Origin of the sequence: Pseudomonas aestuarii (genome assembly GCF_027988105.1) — a bacterium.
Taxonomy (GTDB): domain Bacteria; phylum Pseudomonadota; class Gammaproteobacteria; order Pseudomonadales; family Pseudomonadaceae; genus Aquipseudomonas; species Aquipseudomonas aestuarii.
Genome location: NZ_JAQJZJ010000001.1, coordinates 549760 through 566292, shown reverse-complemented (window position 1 = coordinate 566292; position 16533 = coordinate 549760). Strand labels below are relative to the sequence as shown.

The following is a 16533-nucleotide window of genomic DNA, read 5'->3' as shown; positions in this document are numbered from 1 at the left end:
CCCGTTGTTCATGCCCCCATGAACAACGGGAATAACCCGGGCCCGATCGCTGCAACCCTGCGCCCTAAAGGCAGCAGGCTGCCTTCAAGTCCTATATTCGGCGTTGATCTTCACGTACTCATGGGACAGGTCGGTGGTCCAGATCGTCTCGCTGCAGGTGCCACGCCCCAGCTCGATGCGAATGGTGATTTCCGCTTCGGCCATCACCGCCGCGCCCTGCTCTTCGGTGTAGCTGGCAGCACGGCAACCATGGCTGGCGATGCACACGTCGCCGAGGAACACGTCGATCAGGTTGACATCCAGTTGCGCCACACCGGCGCGACCGACGGCGGCGAGGATGCGCCCCCAGTTCGGGTCGGAGGCGAACAGCGCCGTCTTGATCAGCGGCGAATGGGCCACCGCGTAGCCGACGTCCAGGCACTCCTGGTGGGTCGCCCCGCCATTGACCTGGACGGTGACGAACTTGGTCGCACCCTCGCCGTCGCGCACGATGGCCTGAGCCACCTCCATGCACACCTCGAACACCGCCTGCTTGAGTGCGGCGAACAGCGCGCCGCTGGCCTGGGTAATCTCCTCCAGCGGTGCCTGGCCAGTGGCGATCAACATGCAGCAATCGTTGGTCGAGGTATCGCCGTCGATGGTGATACGGTTGAACGACTTGTTCGCCGCATCGCGCAACAGGTCCTGCAACACACTCTGGCTGACCTTGGCGTCGGTAGCGATGTAACCGAGCATGGTCGCCATGTTCGGCTTGATCATCCCGGCGCCCTTGCTGATGCCGGTGACAGTGACCGTTACCCCGTCATGCACGAACTGGCGGCTGGCGCCCTTGGGCAGGGTGTCGGTGGTCATGATGCCGGTGGCCGCTGCGGCCCAGTGGTCGGTCGCCAGGTCGTCCAGGGCTGCCTGCAAGGCACCCTCGATTTTCTCCACCGGCAAGGGCTCGCCGATCACCCCGGTCGAGAACGGCAGCACTGCCCCCTCCTCGACACCCGCCAGCTGCGCCAGGCTGGCGCAGCAGCGCATGGCATTCTGCAAGCCGGGCTCGCCGGTGCCGGCGTTGGCATTGCCGGTATTGGTTAGCAGATAGCGCACGCTCCCCAGCACCCGCTTGCGCGCCAGGATCACCGGTGCGGCGCAGAAGGCATTGAGGGTGAACACCCCGGCCACGCTGGAGCCTTCGGCGCAGCGCATGACTACCACATCCTTGCGCCCAGGGCGCTTGATGCCGGCCGAAGCGATACCCAGCTCGAAACCTGGAACCGGGTGCAGGGTAGACAGCGGGCCAAGACCAACAGCCATAGGGTGTGCTCCTTGAGGGATGTAAGTGTCGCGCCACAGGGCACGAGCGAATTCGATGGTAAAACGCCGCGAGCGGCCAAGCCGTTCGCGGCGTTGTAGGTAGCATGAGCAATCTACCCATTCAAGCCGGTGAGCAACAGGCCGTTGAGAAACCCGGCGCGCGAAGCCCGCCGTCGCTTATCTACGAGCCTGTCAGTTGACCTGGCCGTGACAATGCTTGTACTTCTTGCCGGAACCGCAGGGGCAAGGCTCGTTACGGCCGATCTTCGGCTCGGTACGCACTGGCGGCGACGCCACTGCCACTTCACCGTCTTCAGCTTCAGCGGCGGGCGGCATCAGGGCAGAAGCCTCGGCGTGCTGAAACTGCATGCGTTCGGCCAACGCCTCGGCCTCGCGGCGCAGACGTGCCTCTTCCTCGACCGGGTCATCGCGACGCACCTGGACATGGGACAAGACCCGGATGGTGTCGCGTTTGATCGAATTAAGCAGCTCCTGGAACAGGTTAAACGACTCGCGCTTGTACTCCTGCTTGGGGTTCTTCTGCGCGTAGCCGCGCAGGTGAATGCCGTGGCGCAGGTGATCCATGGTCGACAGATGGTCTTTCCACAGGTCGTCGAGCACGCGCAGCAGAATCTGCTTCTCGAAGCTTCGCAGCGCCTCGGCGCTGGCCAACTCTTCCTTCTCGTTGTAGGCCGCGATCAGCTCTTGCAAGATGCGCTCGCGCAGGGTTTCTTCGTAGAGCTTGTGATCGTCGTCGAGCCACTGCTGGATCACTAGCCTGAGGCCGAAGCCGGCGAACAGGGCCTCCTCCAGGCCGGCGATGTCCCATTGCTCGGGCAACGATTGCGGTGCGATATGCTGGTTGATGATGCCTTCCAGCACTTCCTTGCGGAACTCGGCGATGGTTTCGCCAATATCATCGGCAGCCAGCAGGTTATTGCGCATGTGATAAATCACTTTGCGCTGCTCGTTGGAGACGTCATCGAATTCCAGCAGCTGCTTGCGCATGTCGAAGTTACGTCCCTCGACCTTGCGCTGCGCCTTCTCGATGGCGTTGCTGACCATGCGATGCTCGATCGCTTCGCCGGGCTGCATGCCCAGGGCCTTCATGAAATTCTTCACCCGATCCGAGGCGAAAATGCGCATCAGGTTGTCTTCCAGCGACAGGTAGAAGCGGCTGGAGCCCGGGTCGCCCTGACGACCGGAGCGACCACGCAACTGGTTGTCGATGCGCCGAGACTCGTGACGCTCGGAGGCGACCACATGCAGGCCGCCGGACTCGATCACCTGCTGATGGCGCTTCTGCCAGTCGGCTTTGATCTGGGTAATCTGCTCGTCGGTGGGATTTTCCAGGGCCGCCACTTCGACCTCCCAGTTACCACCCAGGACGATATCGGTACCGCGACCGGCCATGTTAGTGGCGATGGTCAGTGCGCCAGGACGCCCTGCCTGAGCGATGATCTCGGCCTCTTTTTCATGGAACTTGGCATTCAGCACCTTGTGCTCGATGCCTTCCTTGGTCAGCAGGCGCGAGACATATTCGGAACTGTCGATGGTCGCCGTACCGACCAGAATCGGCCGGCCCAGGGCCTGGCATTCCTTGATATCGGTAATGATCGCCGCGTACTTCTCTTCCTGGGTCAGATAGACCAGGTCGTTGAAATCCTTACGTGCCATCGGCCGGTTGGTCGGAATCACGACCACCTCCAGACCGTAGATCTGATGGAACTCGAAGGCTTCGGTGTCGGCGGTACCGGTCATGCCGGACAGCTTGCTGTACAGGCGGAAGTAGTTCTGGAAGGTGGTCGAGGCCAGGGTCTGGCTCTCGGCCTGGATCGGCAAACCTTCCTTGGCCTCGATGGCCTGGTGCAGGCCCTCGGACAGGCGCCGGCCCGGCATGGTGCGACCGGTGTGTTCGTCGACCAGCAGTATCTGATCGTTCTGCACAATGTATTCGACGTTGCGGTTGAACAGCTTGTGCGCCCGCAAGCCGGAATAGACGTGGGTCAGCAAGCCGAGGTTATGCGCCGAATAGAGGCTTTCGCCCTCGGCCAGCAAGCCTACCTCGGTGAGCATTTCCTCGACGAACTGGTGGCCTGCTTCATTCAGTTCGACCTGGCGGGTCTTCTCGTCGACCGTGTAATGGCCTTCCTGAGTGACCTCGCCTTCCTCTTCCTCGATGTGCAGCTTGAGGGTCGGAATCAGCTGGTTGATTTGGGTATACAGCTTGGAGCTGTCTTCGGCCTGACCGGAGATGATCAACGGGGTACGCGCCTCGTCGATAAGGATCGAGTCGACTTCGTCGATCACGGCGAAATTCAGCTCGCGCTGGAACTTGTCCTCCATGCTGAAGGCCATGTTGTCGCGCAGGTAGTCGAAACCGAATTCGTTGTTGGTGCCATAGGTGATGTCGGCAGCATAGGCGGCACGCTTTTCTTCCGGCGGCATGAAGGGCGTAACGATGCCCAATGACAAACCGAGGAACTCGTACAGCGGACGCATCCAGTTGGCATCACGCCGCGCCAGGTAGTCGTTGACCGTGACCACATGCACGCCTTTGCCTTCCAGCGCGTTGAGGTAGACCGCCAGGGTCCCCACCAGGGTCTTGCCCTCGCCGGTACGCATTTCGGCAATCTTGCCTTCATGCAAGGTCATGCCACCGATCAGCTGCACATCGAAGTGGCGCATACCCATGACGCGCTTGCCCGCTTCACGGGCTACCGCGAAGGCCTCCGGCAGCAACTGATCGAGGGTTTCACCTTTGCCCAGGCGGGTCTTGAACTCGGCAGTCTTGGCACGCAGTTGCTCATCCGAGAGTGCGAGCATCTGCTCCTCGAAGGCATTGACGACCTGAACCGTCTTGAGCATGCGTTTGACTTCACGCTCGTTCTTGCTTCCAAAGAGTTTTTTCAACAAAGGCGCAAACATATCGGCAGGGTCTTCCACGCGTATGGATGGAGGGCGGCCCATGAGTCGCCCATGCAGCCTTCATGGCTGCGTGCGAAGGGGGCATTCTACCCGGAAACGGAGATGAAGAAAGCGGCGTTATTCGACGTCGCTGACTCGAGCGATGTAGCTGGTGGGATTGACCACCCGGCCATTTTGACTGACTTCGAAATGCACATGCGGACCGGTAGAACGGCCGGTGCTGCCAACCTTGGCGATAACCTGGCCACGCTGCACCAGATCGCCAACCTGCACCAGATTGGCCTGGTTATGCCCATACAGGGTCACGTAGCCATCGGCATGACTGATTTCCACGGCATTGCCGTAGCCCGAGCGCCGCCCGGACGCGGTCACCACGCCAGCGGCCACTGCAACCACATCACTGCCAGCCTTGGCGGCGAAGTCGACGCCCTTGTGCATGCTCAAGCGCCCGTTCATGGGGTCGGTACGCCGACCAAATGGCGAGGAGATATAGCCTTGCAGTACCGGCCGACCCGCGAGGTACTCGGCCTCATTGAGCTGGCGATCGGCGAGCAGCTGCTCCAGCACCTCGAGCTGCTGCTCGCGGCTGTCCAGGCGCAGGGCCAGATCATCGAGGGTGCTGATGAATGACGGTGGCGCATAGGCCGAGCCACCGAACAGTTCCTCGGGACCGCCCTGACCCACGCTCAAGGAAAAATCGAACTCACTGGCATCCAGCTCGGCCAGCTCGGTCAAGCGCTCACCCAGCGCATCCAGGCGAGTCAAGCGGGACTGCAACTCGGCAACATGGGCGGCGAAGGCATCCAACTGACGCTGCGCATCGACCCGCACCGCGCCCACTTCTGCACGTTGCCGATTCAGTGCCTCGGTCAACTGCGCACTGCCTGGCGCGTTTTCCACTTGCGGCGTGACCCACGCCCCCACCGCGACGCCACTGCCAAGCGCCGCCGCTATGAGCACGAGCAACGCCACCAGCAGCCAACGTAAATCCAGGCTCAGCGAACGCGCGGCGCCATGGCCCCGACTGAGTAGAATGATGTGCATGGCTTCCCCTTTAAGGTGGAGTCCAAGTCGGCAGCAGAGAGTCTGCTACCATGGTGACCCCACAATCTCAGGCGTCCTGCCATGACGTTTCGTCCTTTGCCGGCCAAAGCCCCCGCCGCGCTAATGCGCGAAGCGAAGCCCTTGAAAGCGCTGTTCAATCAGGCGCAACGCATTGATCGCCTGCAGCACTTGCTCGAAAGCCAGCTGCAACCCGCGGCCCGCGAACACTGCCATGTAGCGTCCTGGCGCGAGGGCTGCCTGCTTCTTATAGTCAACGACGGCCACTGGGCCACCCGCTTGCGTTATCAGCAACGGCGCCTGCTCAGGCAGCTGCAGACACTCGAAGAGTTCGCGACCTTAACCAAGATCCTGTTCAAGGTGCAACCGCCAACTGTCGAAAGGCGTGCACCCGGTCGCACAAACAGCCTGTCCAGCAGTGCTGCCGAGAACCTTCAGGCAACTGCCGATGGCATAACCGACCCCAAGCTGCGCGCCGCCCTGGAGCGTCTGGCCAAGCACGGCCAACCCCGCGAATAGCGCCACACCCGGCCAGTGTCGCGCCAGTCCTGAAATACGAAGGGTGGGTTAGCGGCGCCACGTGCTCAGCGGGCAGGTACCACTATCGGGGCGCACCGCGTAAGCAATCTGGCCGGGTCATCGCCATTGCCAATGGTGCGCCCAACCCACCCGATGACAGGCCGATTACCCGCAGGTGCATCGCCATCGCGCCCCTGGATAAAGCCCAGGCCGGCTGCTGTTTCGCAGCTAAAAAAAAGCCACCCTGAGGTGGCTTCGAAAACAAAGGAAGAGAGAGTTTTTACTTACACCGCCGCAACCGGACGCATGTAAGAGATAGGCGCATTCTTGATGTCATCGAAGGTAACCACTTCCCAAGCGTCCGTCTGCTCGATCAACGCGCGCAGTAGACGATTGTTCAGGGCATGCCCCGATTTGAAGCCGCGAAACTCACCGATCAGGCTATTGCCCAGCAGGTAAAGATCGCCAATGGCATCGAGGATCTTGTGTTTGACGAATTCGTCCTCGTAACGCAGGCCGTCTTCGTTCAGCACGCGAAACTCGTCGACCACGATGGCGTTATCCACGCTGCCGCCAAGGGCCAGGTTCTGCGAGCGGAGGAACTCGATGTCACGCATGAAACCAAAGGTACGTGCGCGACTGACTTCCTTGACAAAGGAGGTGCTGGAAAAATCCACACTGGCCGACTGGGTACGGTTGCGGAAAACCGGGTGATCGAAATCGATCTCGAAGCTCACCTTGAAGCCTTCGAAAGGCACGAAGGTGGCGCGTTTGTCGCCCTCTTCGACCGTCACTTCGCGAAGGATACGGATGAACTTCTTGTGGGCTTCCTGCTCCTCCAACCCAGCGGACTGAATCAGGAATACAAAGGGACCAGCACTGCCATCCATGATCGGCACTTCGGATGCGGAGAGCTCGACGTAGGCGTTATCGATGCCCAGGCCAGCCATGGCCGAAAGCAGGTGCTCTACCGTATCCACCTTGACGTCACCACTGACCAACGTGGTCGACATGGTGGTTTCACCGACATTGCCTGCTCGCGCGGGAATTTCCACGACAGGGTCAAGGTCGGTACGACGGAACACGATACCGGTGTCCACAGGTGCCGGCTTCAGGGTCAGGTATACCTTCTCCCCGGAATGCAGGCCGACGCCAGTGGCGCGGATAATGTTCTTCAGGGTACGTTGTCTGATCATGGCTTTGGCCGCTATAGCACTAGTTGCGAATTGTTTTCAACAATGGCCGGCGATAATAGCAGAACCGGCCTTTGCTGAACACCAATCACCCCAATACTCCTGATACATTCCATCAATCGGCCTGACGACGCAGGAAGGCCGGAATGTCCAGATAATCCAAGTCATCCTGTGGGTTCAGCTTGGCCGCGGCGGCACCGCCGGCGTGGCTTTGACGCTGAACGGTTGGGCGTTCGTAGTCCTTGTAATTGACGCTTTGCTCGCTACGCGAAGCTGGCGTCGCAGCCGACGAAGCAGCACTGCTGGTCGTGACCTGCACGGTATTGTCGATCACCTTGACCGGTTTCTCGATTTTAGCGCCCAGCCCCGTGGCAACCACGGTGACGTGCAGCTCGTCGCGCATGTCCGGATCGATCACGGTGCCCACCTTGACGGTGGCGTGCTCGGAAGCGAACTGCTCGATGATGTTACCCACGTCGGAGTATTCGCCCAGGGACAGATCGGGACCGGCGGTGATGTTGACCAGGATGCCACGCGCGCCCTGCAGGTTGACGTCTTCCAACAGCGGATTGCGGATTGCCGCCTCAGTGGCTTCACGCGCACGGTTCGGACCGCTGGCGCAGCCAGTGCCCATCATGGCCATGCCCATTTCACTCATCACGGTTTTCACGTCGGCGAAGTCGACGTTGATCATGCCCGGACGCTTGATGATGTCGGAGATGCCGCGCACGGCACCGGCCAACACGTCATCCGCCTTGGCGAACGCCGACAGCAGGCTGGCGTCTTTGCCGAGGATGGTCAGCAGTTTTTCGTTGGGAATGGTGATCAGCGAGTCGACGCTTTCCGCCAGGGCACGAATGCCCTCTTCGGCGATCTGCATCCGCTTGCGACCTTCGAACGGGAACGGACGAGTCACCACAGCGACGGTGAGAATGCCCATTTCCTTCGCCACCTGGGCGATCACCGGCGCAGCGCCAGTGCCGGTACCGCCACCCATACCGGTGGTGATGAAGACCATGTCGCAACCTTGCAGTACTTCGGCGATGCGCTCGCGGTCTTCCATGGCAGCCTGGCGGCCGATTTCAGGGTTGGCGCCCGCGCCCAGGCCTTTGGTCACGCCAGTGCCCAGCTGCAGAATGGTCCGCGCACCGATGTTTTTCAGTGCCTGTGCATCGGTATTGGCGCAGATGAACTCGACGCCTTCGATGTTGTTCTTCGACATGTGGTTGACTGCATTACCGCCGCCGCCGCCCACGCCAATTACCTTGATGACCGCACTTTGCGGGATGTTGTCTACGAGTTCGAACATTTTCCCTCTCCTTTGCCTTCTAGTTGTAACGCCTACTGCAAAAACGCTTTTCAAATCAGAAATTGCTCTGTACCCAGCGCTTCATGCGCTCGAATACCGGGGTCTTGGCTTCATCGCTGTAGCTGCCGATGCTAGACATCGAGATACCGTCAGCCTGCTTCTGCAGGCCATACAGCAACAGGCCAACGCTGGTGGAATAAATCGGGTTGCGCACCACGTCGGCCAGGCCCTTGACGCCTTGCGGCATGCCCAGGCGCACCGGCATGTGGAAAATCTCCTCGGCCAGTTCGACCGCGCCTTCCATCTTCGAGGTGCCGCCGGTGAGCACGATGCCCGCCGGGATCAGGTCCTCGTAGCCGCTGCGACGCAGCTCGGCCTGGATCAGGGTGAACAGCTCGTCATAGCGCGGCTCGACTACTTCGGCCAGGGACTGGCGCGACAGATCGCGCGGCGGACGATCGCCGACGCTCGGCACCTTGATGGTCTCGCCGGCACCGGCCAGCTTGGCCAGGGCGCAGGCATAACGAATCTTGATTTCTTCGGCGTACTGGGTCGGCGTGCGCAACGCCATGGCGATGTCGTTGGTGACCTGGTCGCCGGCGATCGGGATCACCGCGGTATGCCGGATCGCCCCCTCGGTGAAGATGCAGATGTCGGTGGTACCGCCGCCGATGTCGACCAAGCATACGCCCAGCTCTTTCTCGTCGTCGGTCAACACCGCATAGGCCGAAGCCAACTGCTCGAGAATGATGTCGTCGATCTCCAGGCCGCAACGACGCACACACTTCTCGACGTTCTGCGCCGCATTCACCGCACAGGTCACCACATGCACTTTGGCTTCCAGGCGCACGCCGGACATGCCCAACGGCTCGCGCACGCCTTCCTGATTGTCGATCACGTAATCCTGCGGCAGGGTGTGCAGCACCCGCTGATCCGCCGGGATCGCCACGGCCTGGGCCGCATCCAGTACGCGCTCGAGGTCGGCCGGGCTGACTTCACGATCACGGATGGCCACGATGCCGTGGCTGTTGAGGCTGCGAATGTGATTACCGGCCACGCCGACAAAGGCCGAGTGGATGCGGCAACCCGCCATCAGCTGCGCCTCTTCCACCGCGCGCTGAATCGACTGCACGGTCGATTCGATATTGACCACCACGCCCTTCTTCAGGCCGCGTGACGGATGGGTGCCGATACCAACGATCTCCAACTGACCATCGGCAGTCACTTCACCAACCAGCGCCACCACCTTGGAGGTGCCGATATCGAGGCCAACGATCATCTTGCCACTCTGCACGTTTACCATGGGTCTCGCCTTCTCCTGATTCACTGCACGACAGCGGTATCAGCCGCCGTGGGCGCAACCGGCTCACGCCACGCCACGGCCAGGCCGTTGGCGTAACGCAGATCGATTCGCGCGATATTCGTTTGTTGCTCTTTCAACGCCTTGTCGTAGATGGCGATGAAACGACGCACTTTTTCCACCAGGTGGTCGCGACCCAACAGCATCTCGATCCCCTGACCGGTGGAGAGGAACCAGCTGCCGCGCTCACGCAGCTCCAGGCGCACCACGGAAAAGCCCAGGGGACGCAACATCTGGCTGAGCATCTGGTACTGCTGCATTACCTTCTGCTGTGCCCGCTTGGGGCCATAGAGTTGCGGCAGGTGCTGATAGTTCGCCTGCTCCTTGGGGGCGAAGGCCTTGCCCTGGTTGTTCAGCAGGGCCTCATCGCCCCAACGAGCGATCGGCAGGTGCTCTTCGAGACGCACCACCAACTGGTCAGGCCAAACCCGCCGCACCTGCGCACTGGCGATCCAGGGCATCTGTTCCAGCTCATGACGCATGCCCGGCAAGTCGACACTGAAGAAGCTCGCCTTGACGAACGGCTCGATATGCTGCTGAACCGCTTGCTGGCTGATGTAGCTGAGATCGCCCTCGACGCTGACCTTGGCAATCGGCCGGTCCGCGTAGGGCAGCAGGCGTTGCGCCAACTCGTATGCCGCGAAGCCCAACACCAGCAACAACAGCGGCCAGGTGATGCGCTTGAGCAGAGCGAAATTGGGTTTCGGCAAACGCAGGCTGATCGGCTCCTTGGCCACCGGGCGGCTGGCACCGCGCTGCGCAGGCTTGCCGCGCAACGGTGCACGGGCAGAGCCTGGCTGGTGACGCAGAGTGGCGATCATGGTTTAACCCCGCGCCTCAAGGCTGTCGGCGAGGATCGCCAACACCAGTTGTTGAAAGTCCAGACCGGCAGCACGCGCCGCCATTGGCACCAGGCTGTGATCGGTCATGCCCGGCACGGTGTTGACCTCCAGCAGCCAGAACTTCCCGGCTGCGTCCTGCATCACATCGACCCGCGCCCACCCCTGGGTACCGACCGCTTCACAGGCCCGCACACTGAGGTTTTTCAGCTCTTCTTCCTTGGCCGCATCGAGGCCACAGGGGATGCGGTACTGGGTGTCGCTGGCCAGGTACTTGGCGTTGTAGTCGTAGAACGAATGCGGCGTGCCCAGGGCAATCGGCGGCAGCACCTGGCCGCGCAGCAGGGCGATGGTGTATTCCGGACCGTGAATCCATTGTTCGACCAGCACCTGCGAATCGTACTGGCCGGCGTCCTGCCAGGCGGCGATCAAGGCGTCGACATCGGCCACCTTGGCCATGCCAATGCTGGAGCCCTCATGGGCCGGCTTGACGATCAGCGGGAAACCCAACTCAGCGGCGGCGGCGCGGCAGTCCTCGGCACTGGTCAATACCGCATGACGCGGAGTCGACAGGCCGAGGCTTTGCCAGACCTGCTTGGTGCGCAGCTTGTCCATGGCCAGGGCAGAAGCCAGAATACCGCTGCCGGTGTAGGGGATGCCGGCGCACTCGAGCAGGCCTTGCATGCTGCCGTCTTCACCGCCGCGACCGTGCAGTACGATGAAGGCGCGGTCGATTTTCTCGGCTAACAGACGCTGCAGAAAATCGTCACCGACATCGATGCCGAAGGCATCCACGCCGGCACCCTGCAGCGCCTTGAGCACGGCATTACCGGAGTTCAGCGAGACTTCGCGCTCGGCGCTCTTGCCGCCGAACAGCACGGCCACCCGGCCGAAAGCAGATACGGGCAGATGCGACTTCAAGGTTTCGGCGCTCATTTGGCCTCCGCTTCTTTCGACTCGCCGGCAGCCGCGGCGAACAGCGTGCTTTGCAGCAGTTGCGGGGCCAGCCCCCCGATATCACCGGCGCCCTGACACAGCAGGATGTCGCCAGCGCGCAACAGCGGCTTGATCAGCGGCGCCAGGTCGACGCCACGCTCGATGTAGATCGGATCCAACTGGCCACGCTGACGAATGCTGTGGCACAGGTGCTTGCTGTCGGCGCCCGGGATCGGTTCTTCGCCGGCCGGATAGACCTCCATCAGCAGCAGCACGTTGGTGTCGGCCAGAACCTGGACGAAGTCCTCGTAGAGGTCGCGGGTACGGCTGAAGCGATGTGGCTGGTAGACCATCACCAGACGACGATCCGGCCAGCCACCGCGCACCGCCTTGATCACCGCCGCGACTTCGCGCGGGTGGTGGCCGTAGTCGTCGACCAGCATCACGCTGCCGCCGTCTACTGGCAGATCACCGTAAACCTGGAAGCGCCGGCCGACACCCTGGAAGCCCGACAGGCCCTGGACGATGGCTTGATTGCTGATGCCTTCATCGGTGGCGATGGCGATGGTCGCCAGGGCATTGAGGACGTTGTGATTGCCCGGCATGTTGACCGAGACATCCAGCGGTTCGCAGTCGCGCCGCAACACGGTGAAGAAGGTCAGCATGCCTTGCTGGCGCACGTTGATCGCGCGCACGTCGGCATCTTCGCCGAAGCCATAGGTCATGACCGGGCGCTTCACCTGTGGCAGGATCTCGCGCACGATCGGATCGTCGACACACATCACCGCCAGGCCGTAGAACGGCAGGTTATGCAGAAACTCGACGAAGGTTTTCTTCAACTTGTTGAAGTCGCCCTCGTAGGTGCTCATGTGGTCCATGTCGATATTGGTGACCACCGCGACCATCGGCTGCAAATGCAGGAAGCTGGCATCGCTTTCATCCGCTTCGGCAATCAGGTAGCGGCTGGCGCCCAGCTGGGCATTGGTGCCCGCCGCATTCAGCCGACCACCGATGACGAAGGTCGGGTCCAGGCCACCGGCGGCAAACACCGAAGCCAGCAGGCTGGTGGTGGTGGTCTTGCCATGGGTGCCGGCCACCGCAATGCCATGCCGGTAACGCATCAGCTCGGCGAGCATTTCCGCACGCGGCACCACCGGAACACGTCGTTCCAAGGCGGCGGCCACTTCCGGGTTGGAGGTATTCACGGCACTGGAGACCACCAGCACATCGGCGTTCTCGGCGTTCTCGGCGCGATGGCCGAGGTGGATCTGCGCACCAAAGCTCTGCAGTCGCTCAGTGACCGCCGATGCTTTGAGATCGGAGCCGGACACTTGATAGCCCAGGTTGAGCAGCACTTCGGCGATGCCGCACATGCCGGCACCACCGATGCCGACGAAGTGGATGCGGTGGATACGGCGCATTTCAGGCTGCGGGAAAGTTTTGCGACTCTCAACCACGGGCCACCTCCAGACAAATATCAACAACAGTGCGGGTTGCATCGGGCTTGGCCAGACGCCGCGCGGTACGCGCCATTTCGTTCAATCGTTCAGGGTGCATCAAGACCTCGGACAGCTGTGCAGCCAACGTGGCGGCGTCTGTGGAGCGTTGTGGCAGAAGGACGGCAGCGCCCTCCCTGGCGAGATAGTCGGCGTTACGCGTCTGGTGATCGTCGATGGCATGGGGCAGCGGCAGCAGGAACGACGGCAGACCGGCCGCGGCCAGTTCGCTGACGGTCAAGGCACCGGCGCGGCATACCACCAGATCGGCCCAGGCGTAGGCGCGGGCCATGTCCTTGATAAACGGAGCGACCTGCGCTTCGACGCCGGCATCGCGGTAACGTTCGCCAGTAATGACATCGTGTTGCTTGCCGGCCTGGTGGAACACTTCCGGGCGCACCTCGCCGGGCACCATTGCCAGTGCCGCGGGCAGCAGCTTGTTCAGCGGCTCGGCGCCCAGGCTGCCACCGAGAATCAGCAGGCGCGGCCGGCGATCGCGCAGCGCTGCGCGCGGGGTCTCCAGAAACAGCTCCTCGCGCACCGGATTGCCAGTGGTGCGGCGCTTGGCCGAAGCACCGAAGGTATTGGGGAAGGCCTCGCACACGCGGCTGGCAAATGGCGCCAGGCTGCGATTGGCGGTGCCGGCCACGGCATTCTGCTCATGGATGATCAGCGGCGCACCGCCCAGCCGGGCCGCTAGGCCGCCGGGGCCGGTGACGAAGCCGCCCATACCGAGCACGCACACGGGCTGCAGCTGACGCACCACTTTACGCGCCTGGAACAGTGCCTTGATAAGCTGGAACGGCGCCTTGAGCAGCGACAGCGCGCCCTTGCCGCGCAGCCCCGTGACGTTGATCAAGTGCAACGGCAGGCCGGCGGCCGGGACCAATTCGTTCTCGATGCCGCGCGGGGTGCCCAGCCAATGCACGCGGTAACCGCGCGCCTGGAACTCGCGGGCACAGGCCAGCGCCGGGAACACATGCCCGCCGGTACCGCCGGCCATGATCAGCACATTACCGGGCATTGGCAGGCTCCTGCGCAGGCTTCGGGTCAAAAAAATCAGACTCGCTGAAATCGGCATCCTCGCTGCCCAACTGGGTGCGCCGCTCCCACTCGATCCGCAGCAGCAACGCCAGGCTGACGCAGCAGATCACCAGGGAACTGCCGCCATAGCTGAGGAACGGCAAGGTCAGGCCCTTGGTCGGCAGCAGGCCGATATTGACCCCGATATTGATCAGAAACTGGCCGATCCAGAGGAACGCCAGGCCGTAGGCGATATAGGCGGCGAAAAACTGTTTGGCCTTCTCGGCCCACAGGCCGATATACAGGGCGCGTACGCAGACAAAGACGAACAAGCCAACGGTGGCCAGGGCGCCCACCATGCCCAGCTCTTCAGCGAGCACGGCGAACACGAAGTCGGTGTGCGCTTCAGGCAAATAGAACTGTTTCTGAATGCTGTTACCCAGGCCGACGCCGAACCACTCGCCGCGCCCGAAGGCGATCAACGCCTGGGTCAATTGGTAGCCGGAGCCGAACTGATCGGCCCAGGGGTCGGTGAACGTGATCAGGCGCTGCAAGCGGTATTCCTGGGTCTGCACCAGGACGAAGATCGCCCCGACGGCCAGCCCGACCATCAGGCCGAAACGCAGCAGGCCGACGCCGCCGAGGAACAGCATGGCCGCTGCGGCGCCCATCATGACCACGGTGGCACCAAAGTCCGGCTCCAGCAGCAGTAAACCCGCCATCGGCAGCAAGACGACGAAGGGCTTGAAGAAACCCGCCCAGCTTTCGCGCACTTCTGCCTGACGACGCACCAGGTAGCCCGCCAGGTAGATAACCACGAACAACTTGGCGATTTCCGACGGCTGCACGTTGAATGCACCGAAGCCGATCCAGCGCATCGAACCATTCACTTCGCGGCCAATTCCCGGTACCAGCACCAGCACCAGCATGGCCAAGGCGGCCAGCAACGCCGCCCCGCTAAGACGCTGCCAGGTCTCCAGCGGGATCAACAGCACCACAATGGCGGCGCCGAGGCCGATCAACAGGTAAATCAGGTGACGGATCATGTAGTACAGCGGGCTACCCACATTCACCGCGGCCACCTCGGTAGAGGCGGACGCGATCATCACCAGGCCCAGACCGAGCAGGGTCAGACAGCCGGCCAGCAGCGGAAAGTCCATGTCCAGGCCACGACGACTGGACAGCGGGGACGGCGATGGGCGCAGGAAGGCGAGCATCAGGCGAGCGCCTCCACGGCTTGGGCGAACAGGCGTCCGCGTTCTTCGAAATTCTTGAACATGTCCAAGCTGGCGCAGGCCGGCGAGAGCAGCACGGCATCGCCCAGTTGGGCCAGTTCGGCGGAGCGCTGCACGGCCTCCTCCAGGCTGGTCACCCGGATCAGCGGCACGCTGTCGTCGAGCGCCGCAGCCAGGCGCTCGGCATCGCGGCCGAGCAACACCACGGCACGGCAGAACTGCGCGACCGGCTTGGCCAAGGCGCAGAAGTCGGCCCCCTTGCCGTCGCCGCCGGCGATCAACACCAGCTTGCCGGCGATGTCCGCGCCCAGGCCCTCGATAGCCGCCAGGGCGGCGCCGACATTGGTCGCCTTGGAATCGTCGTAGTAGCTCACGGCGTTACGTTCACCGACCCACTGGCAGCGGTGCGGCAGGCCGGCGAAGCGTTTCAGGGCCTCCAGCATCGGTGCCATCGGTAGCCCGACCGCCTGCCCCAGTGCCAGCGCCGCCAGGGCATTGGACTGGTTATGCGCACCACGGATTTTCAGCTCGCGCACCGGCAGCAGCGCGTCGAACTGATAGGCCAGGTATTTCTCGCCATTCTCCTCGAGCAGACCGAAGCGCTTGAAGTCCGGCTTGCCCAGGCCAAACGACCAGCACGGCATGTCATCCGCTACCAGCGGTCGCGACAAGGCATCGTCGCGATTGACCACCACCTGGCGCGCGCCGCGAAAGATCCGGTGCTTGGCCAGGTGATAAGCCGCCAGCGAGGCGTAGCGATCCATATGGTCTTCGCTGATGTTCAGACAGGTCGCCACTTCGGCGTTCAATTGATCGGTGGTTTCCAACTGGAAGCTGGACAGTTCCAGCACATACAGTTCGACTTCGTCGCCGAGCAGATCCAGCGCCGGAGTACCCAGGTTGCCGCCGACCGCGACCTGCTTGCCGGCCGCCGCCGCCATCTCGCCGACCAATGTGGTCACCGTGCTCTTGGCGTTGGAACCGGTAATGGCCACGATCGGGGCCTTGGCATAACGCGCGAACAGCTCGATATCCCCGGAAAGCTTCACTCCGCGCCTGGCCGCTTCCTGCAGCGCCGGGGTGGCGATGGCCAGGCCAGGACTGATCAGCAACTCGCTGGCACGGCAGAGGAAATCCACGTCCAGTTCGCCGCAACGCACCTCCACCTGCGGGAACTGTTCGCGCAGGGTGCTCAGCTCCGGCGGATTGGCCCGGGTATCGACCACGGCAAAGGCCAGGCCCTGGCGCGCGAGAAAACGCACCAGGGACATGCCGCTCTTGCCGAGGCCGACAACGATGCGGAACTGGTCGGAAGCGATCAGGCTCATAGT

13 protein-coding genes are annotated in these 16533 nt (G+C 62.4%); 1 reads left to right on the top strand and 12 read right to left on the bottom strand.

Features of this window, described 5'->3' with window-relative positions; translation table 11 throughout:
* Positions 1–84: 84 nt before the first annotated feature.
* The 3 genes from argJ to PH586_RS02560 all read right to left on the bottom strand — a co-directional run bounded on the left by argJ (position 85) and on the right by PH586_RS02560 (position 5274).
* Positions 85–1302 carry a bifunctional glutamate N-acetyltransferase/amino-acid acetyltransferase ArgJ gene (argJ, locus tag PH586_RS02570; protein WP_271346195.1) on the bottom strand — a complete coding sequence of 406 codons (1218 nt, stop codon included), beginning with the start codon at positions 1300–1302 and terminating at the stop codon, positions 85–87.
* Between the two features lie 192 nt (positions 1303–1494).
* Positions 1495–4230, bottom strand: a complete 2736-nt coding sequence (gene secA / locus PH586_RS02565; RefSeq protein WP_271346194.1) for a preprotein translocase subunit SecA — start codon at positions 4228–4230, stop codon at positions 1495–1497.
* A gap of 117 nt (positions 4231–4347) precedes the next feature.
* Positions 4348–5274 (bottom strand): M23 family metallopeptidase, encoded by a 927-nt coding sequence (locus PH586_RS02560; protein ID WP_271346193.1) that lies wholly within the window; start codon positions 5272–5274, stop codon positions 4348–4350.
* 81 nt (positions 5275–5355) lie between these two features.
* Between PH586_RS02560 and PH586_RS02555 the strand changes: the two genes are divergently transcribed.
* The gene (locus tag PH586_RS02555; RefSeq protein ID WP_271346192.1) at positions 5356–5811 is read left to right on the top strand and encodes a DciA family protein; all 456 of its coding nucleotides are present in this window, start codon (positions 5356–5358) and stop codon (positions 5809–5811) included.
* A 284-nt stretch (positions 5812–6095) separates the two neighbouring features.
* On the opposite strand, the gene lpxC is transcribed toward PH586_RS02555, so the two are convergent.
* The 9 genes from lpxC to murD all read right to left on the bottom strand — a co-directional run bounded on the left by lpxC (position 6096) and on the right by murD (position 16530).
* Positions 6096–7007: a UDP-3-O-acyl-N-acetylglucosamine deacetylase gene (lpxC, locus tag PH586_RS02550; protein WP_271346191.1), complete on the bottom strand. Its 912-nt coding sequence runs from the start codon at positions 7005–7007 to the stop codon at positions 6096–6098.
* Positions 7008–7119: 112 nt separating this feature from the next.
* The gene (gene ftsZ / locus PH586_RS02545; RefSeq protein WP_271346190.1) at positions 7120–8313 is read right to left on the bottom strand and encodes a cell division protein FtsZ; all 1194 of its coding nucleotides are present in this window, start codon (positions 8311–8313) and stop codon (positions 7120–7122) included.
* A 55-nt stretch (positions 8314–8368) separates the two neighbouring features.
* Complete coding sequence (gene ftsA, locus PH586_RS02540) at positions 8369–9616, bottom strand: cell division protein FtsA (protein ID WP_271346189.1); 1248 nt, start codon at positions 9614–9616, stop codon at positions 8369–8371.
* Positions 9617–9636: 20 nt separating this feature from the next.
* Entirely contained in the window at positions 9637–10494 is an 858-nt protein-coding gene (locus PH586_RS02535; RefSeq protein ID WP_271346188.1) for a cell division protein FtsQ/DivIB, read from the bottom strand.
* A gap of 3 nt (positions 10495–10497) precedes the next feature.
* Complete coding sequence (locus tag PH586_RS02530; RefSeq protein ID WP_271346187.1) at positions 10498–11448, bottom strand: D-alanine--D-alanine ligase; 951 nt, start codon at positions 11446–11448, stop codon at positions 10498–10500.
* On the bottom strand, positions 11445–12869 hold the full coding sequence (murC, locus tag PH586_RS02525; RefSeq protein WP_271346455.1) for a UDP-N-acetylmuramate--L-alanine ligase: 1425 nt from the start codon (positions 12867–12869) through the stop codon (positions 11445–11447). Before murC ends, PH586_RS02530 begins: the two co-directional genes overlap by 4 nt.
* Before the next feature lie 28 nt (positions 12870–12897).
* Entirely contained in the window at positions 12898–13968 is a 1071-nt protein-coding gene (murG, locus tag PH586_RS02520) for an undecaprenyldiphospho-muramoylpentapeptide beta-N-acetylglucosaminyltransferase (protein WP_271346186.1), read from the bottom strand.
* A complete protein-coding gene (gene ftsW / locus PH586_RS02515) occupies positions 13958–15184 on the bottom strand; it encodes a putative lipid II flippase FtsW (RefSeq protein ID WP_271346185.1) in 1227 nt (408 codons plus the stop codon). Before ftsW ends, murG begins: the two co-directional genes overlap by 11 nt.
* The gene (gene murD, locus PH586_RS02510) at positions 15184–16530 is read right to left on the bottom strand and encodes a UDP-N-acetylmuramoyl-L-alanine--D-glutamate ligase (protein WP_271346184.1); all 1347 of its coding nucleotides are present in this window, start codon (positions 16528–16530) and stop codon (positions 15184–15186) included. The genes ftsW and murD overlap by 1 nt, the downstream gene beginning before the upstream one ends.
* Positions 16531–16533: the final 3 nt, after the last annotated feature.

Coding starts and splice junctions, on each gene's coding strand:
- argJ (WP_271346195.1), bottom strand. CDS start 1,302: ATGGCTGTTGGTCTTGGCCCGCTGTCTACCCTGCACCCGGTTCCAGGT.
- secA (WP_271346194.1), bottom strand. CDS start 4,230: ATGTTTGCGCCTTTGTTGAAAAAACTCTTTGGAAGCAAGAACGAGCGT.
- PH586_RS02560 (WP_271346193.1), bottom strand. CDS start 5,274: ATGCACATCATTCTACTCAGTCGGGGCCATGGCGCCGCGCGTTCGCTG.
- PH586_RS02555 (WP_271346192.1), top strand. CDS start 5,356: ATGACGTTTCGTCCTTTGCCGGCCAAAGCCCCCGCCGCGCTAATGCGC.
- lpxC (WP_271346191.1), bottom strand. CDS start 7,007: ATGATCAGACAACGTACCCTGAAGAACATTATCCGCGCCACTGGCGTC.
- ftsZ (WP_271346190.1), bottom strand. CDS start 8,313: ATGTTCGAACTCGTAGACAACATCCCGCAAAGTGCGGTCATCAAGGTA.
- ftsA (WP_271346189.1), bottom strand. CDS start 9,616: ATGGTAAACGTGCAGAGTGGCAAGATGATCGTTGGCCTCGATATCGGC.
- PH586_RS02535 (WP_271346188.1), bottom strand. CDS start 10,494: ATGATCGCCACTCTGCGTCACCAGCCAGGCTCTGCCCGTGCACCGTTG.
- PH586_RS02530 (WP_271346187.1), bottom strand. CDS start 11,448: ATGAGCGCCGAAACCTTGAAGTCGCATCTGCCCGTATCTGCTTTCGGC.
- murC (WP_271346455.1), bottom strand. CDS start 12,869: ATGCGCCGTATCCACCGCATCCACTTCGTCGGCATCGGTGGTGCCGGC.
- murG (WP_271346186.1), bottom strand. CDS start 13,968: ATGCCCGGTAATGTGCTGATCATGGCCGGCGGTACCGGCGGGCATGTG.
- ftsW (WP_271346185.1), bottom strand. CDS start 15,184: ATGCTCGCCTTCCTGCGCCCATCGCCGTCCCCGCTGTCCAGTCGTCGT.
- murD (WP_271346184.1), bottom strand. CDS start 16,530: ATGAGCCTGATCGCTTCCGACCAGTTCCGCATCGTTGTCGGCCTCGGC.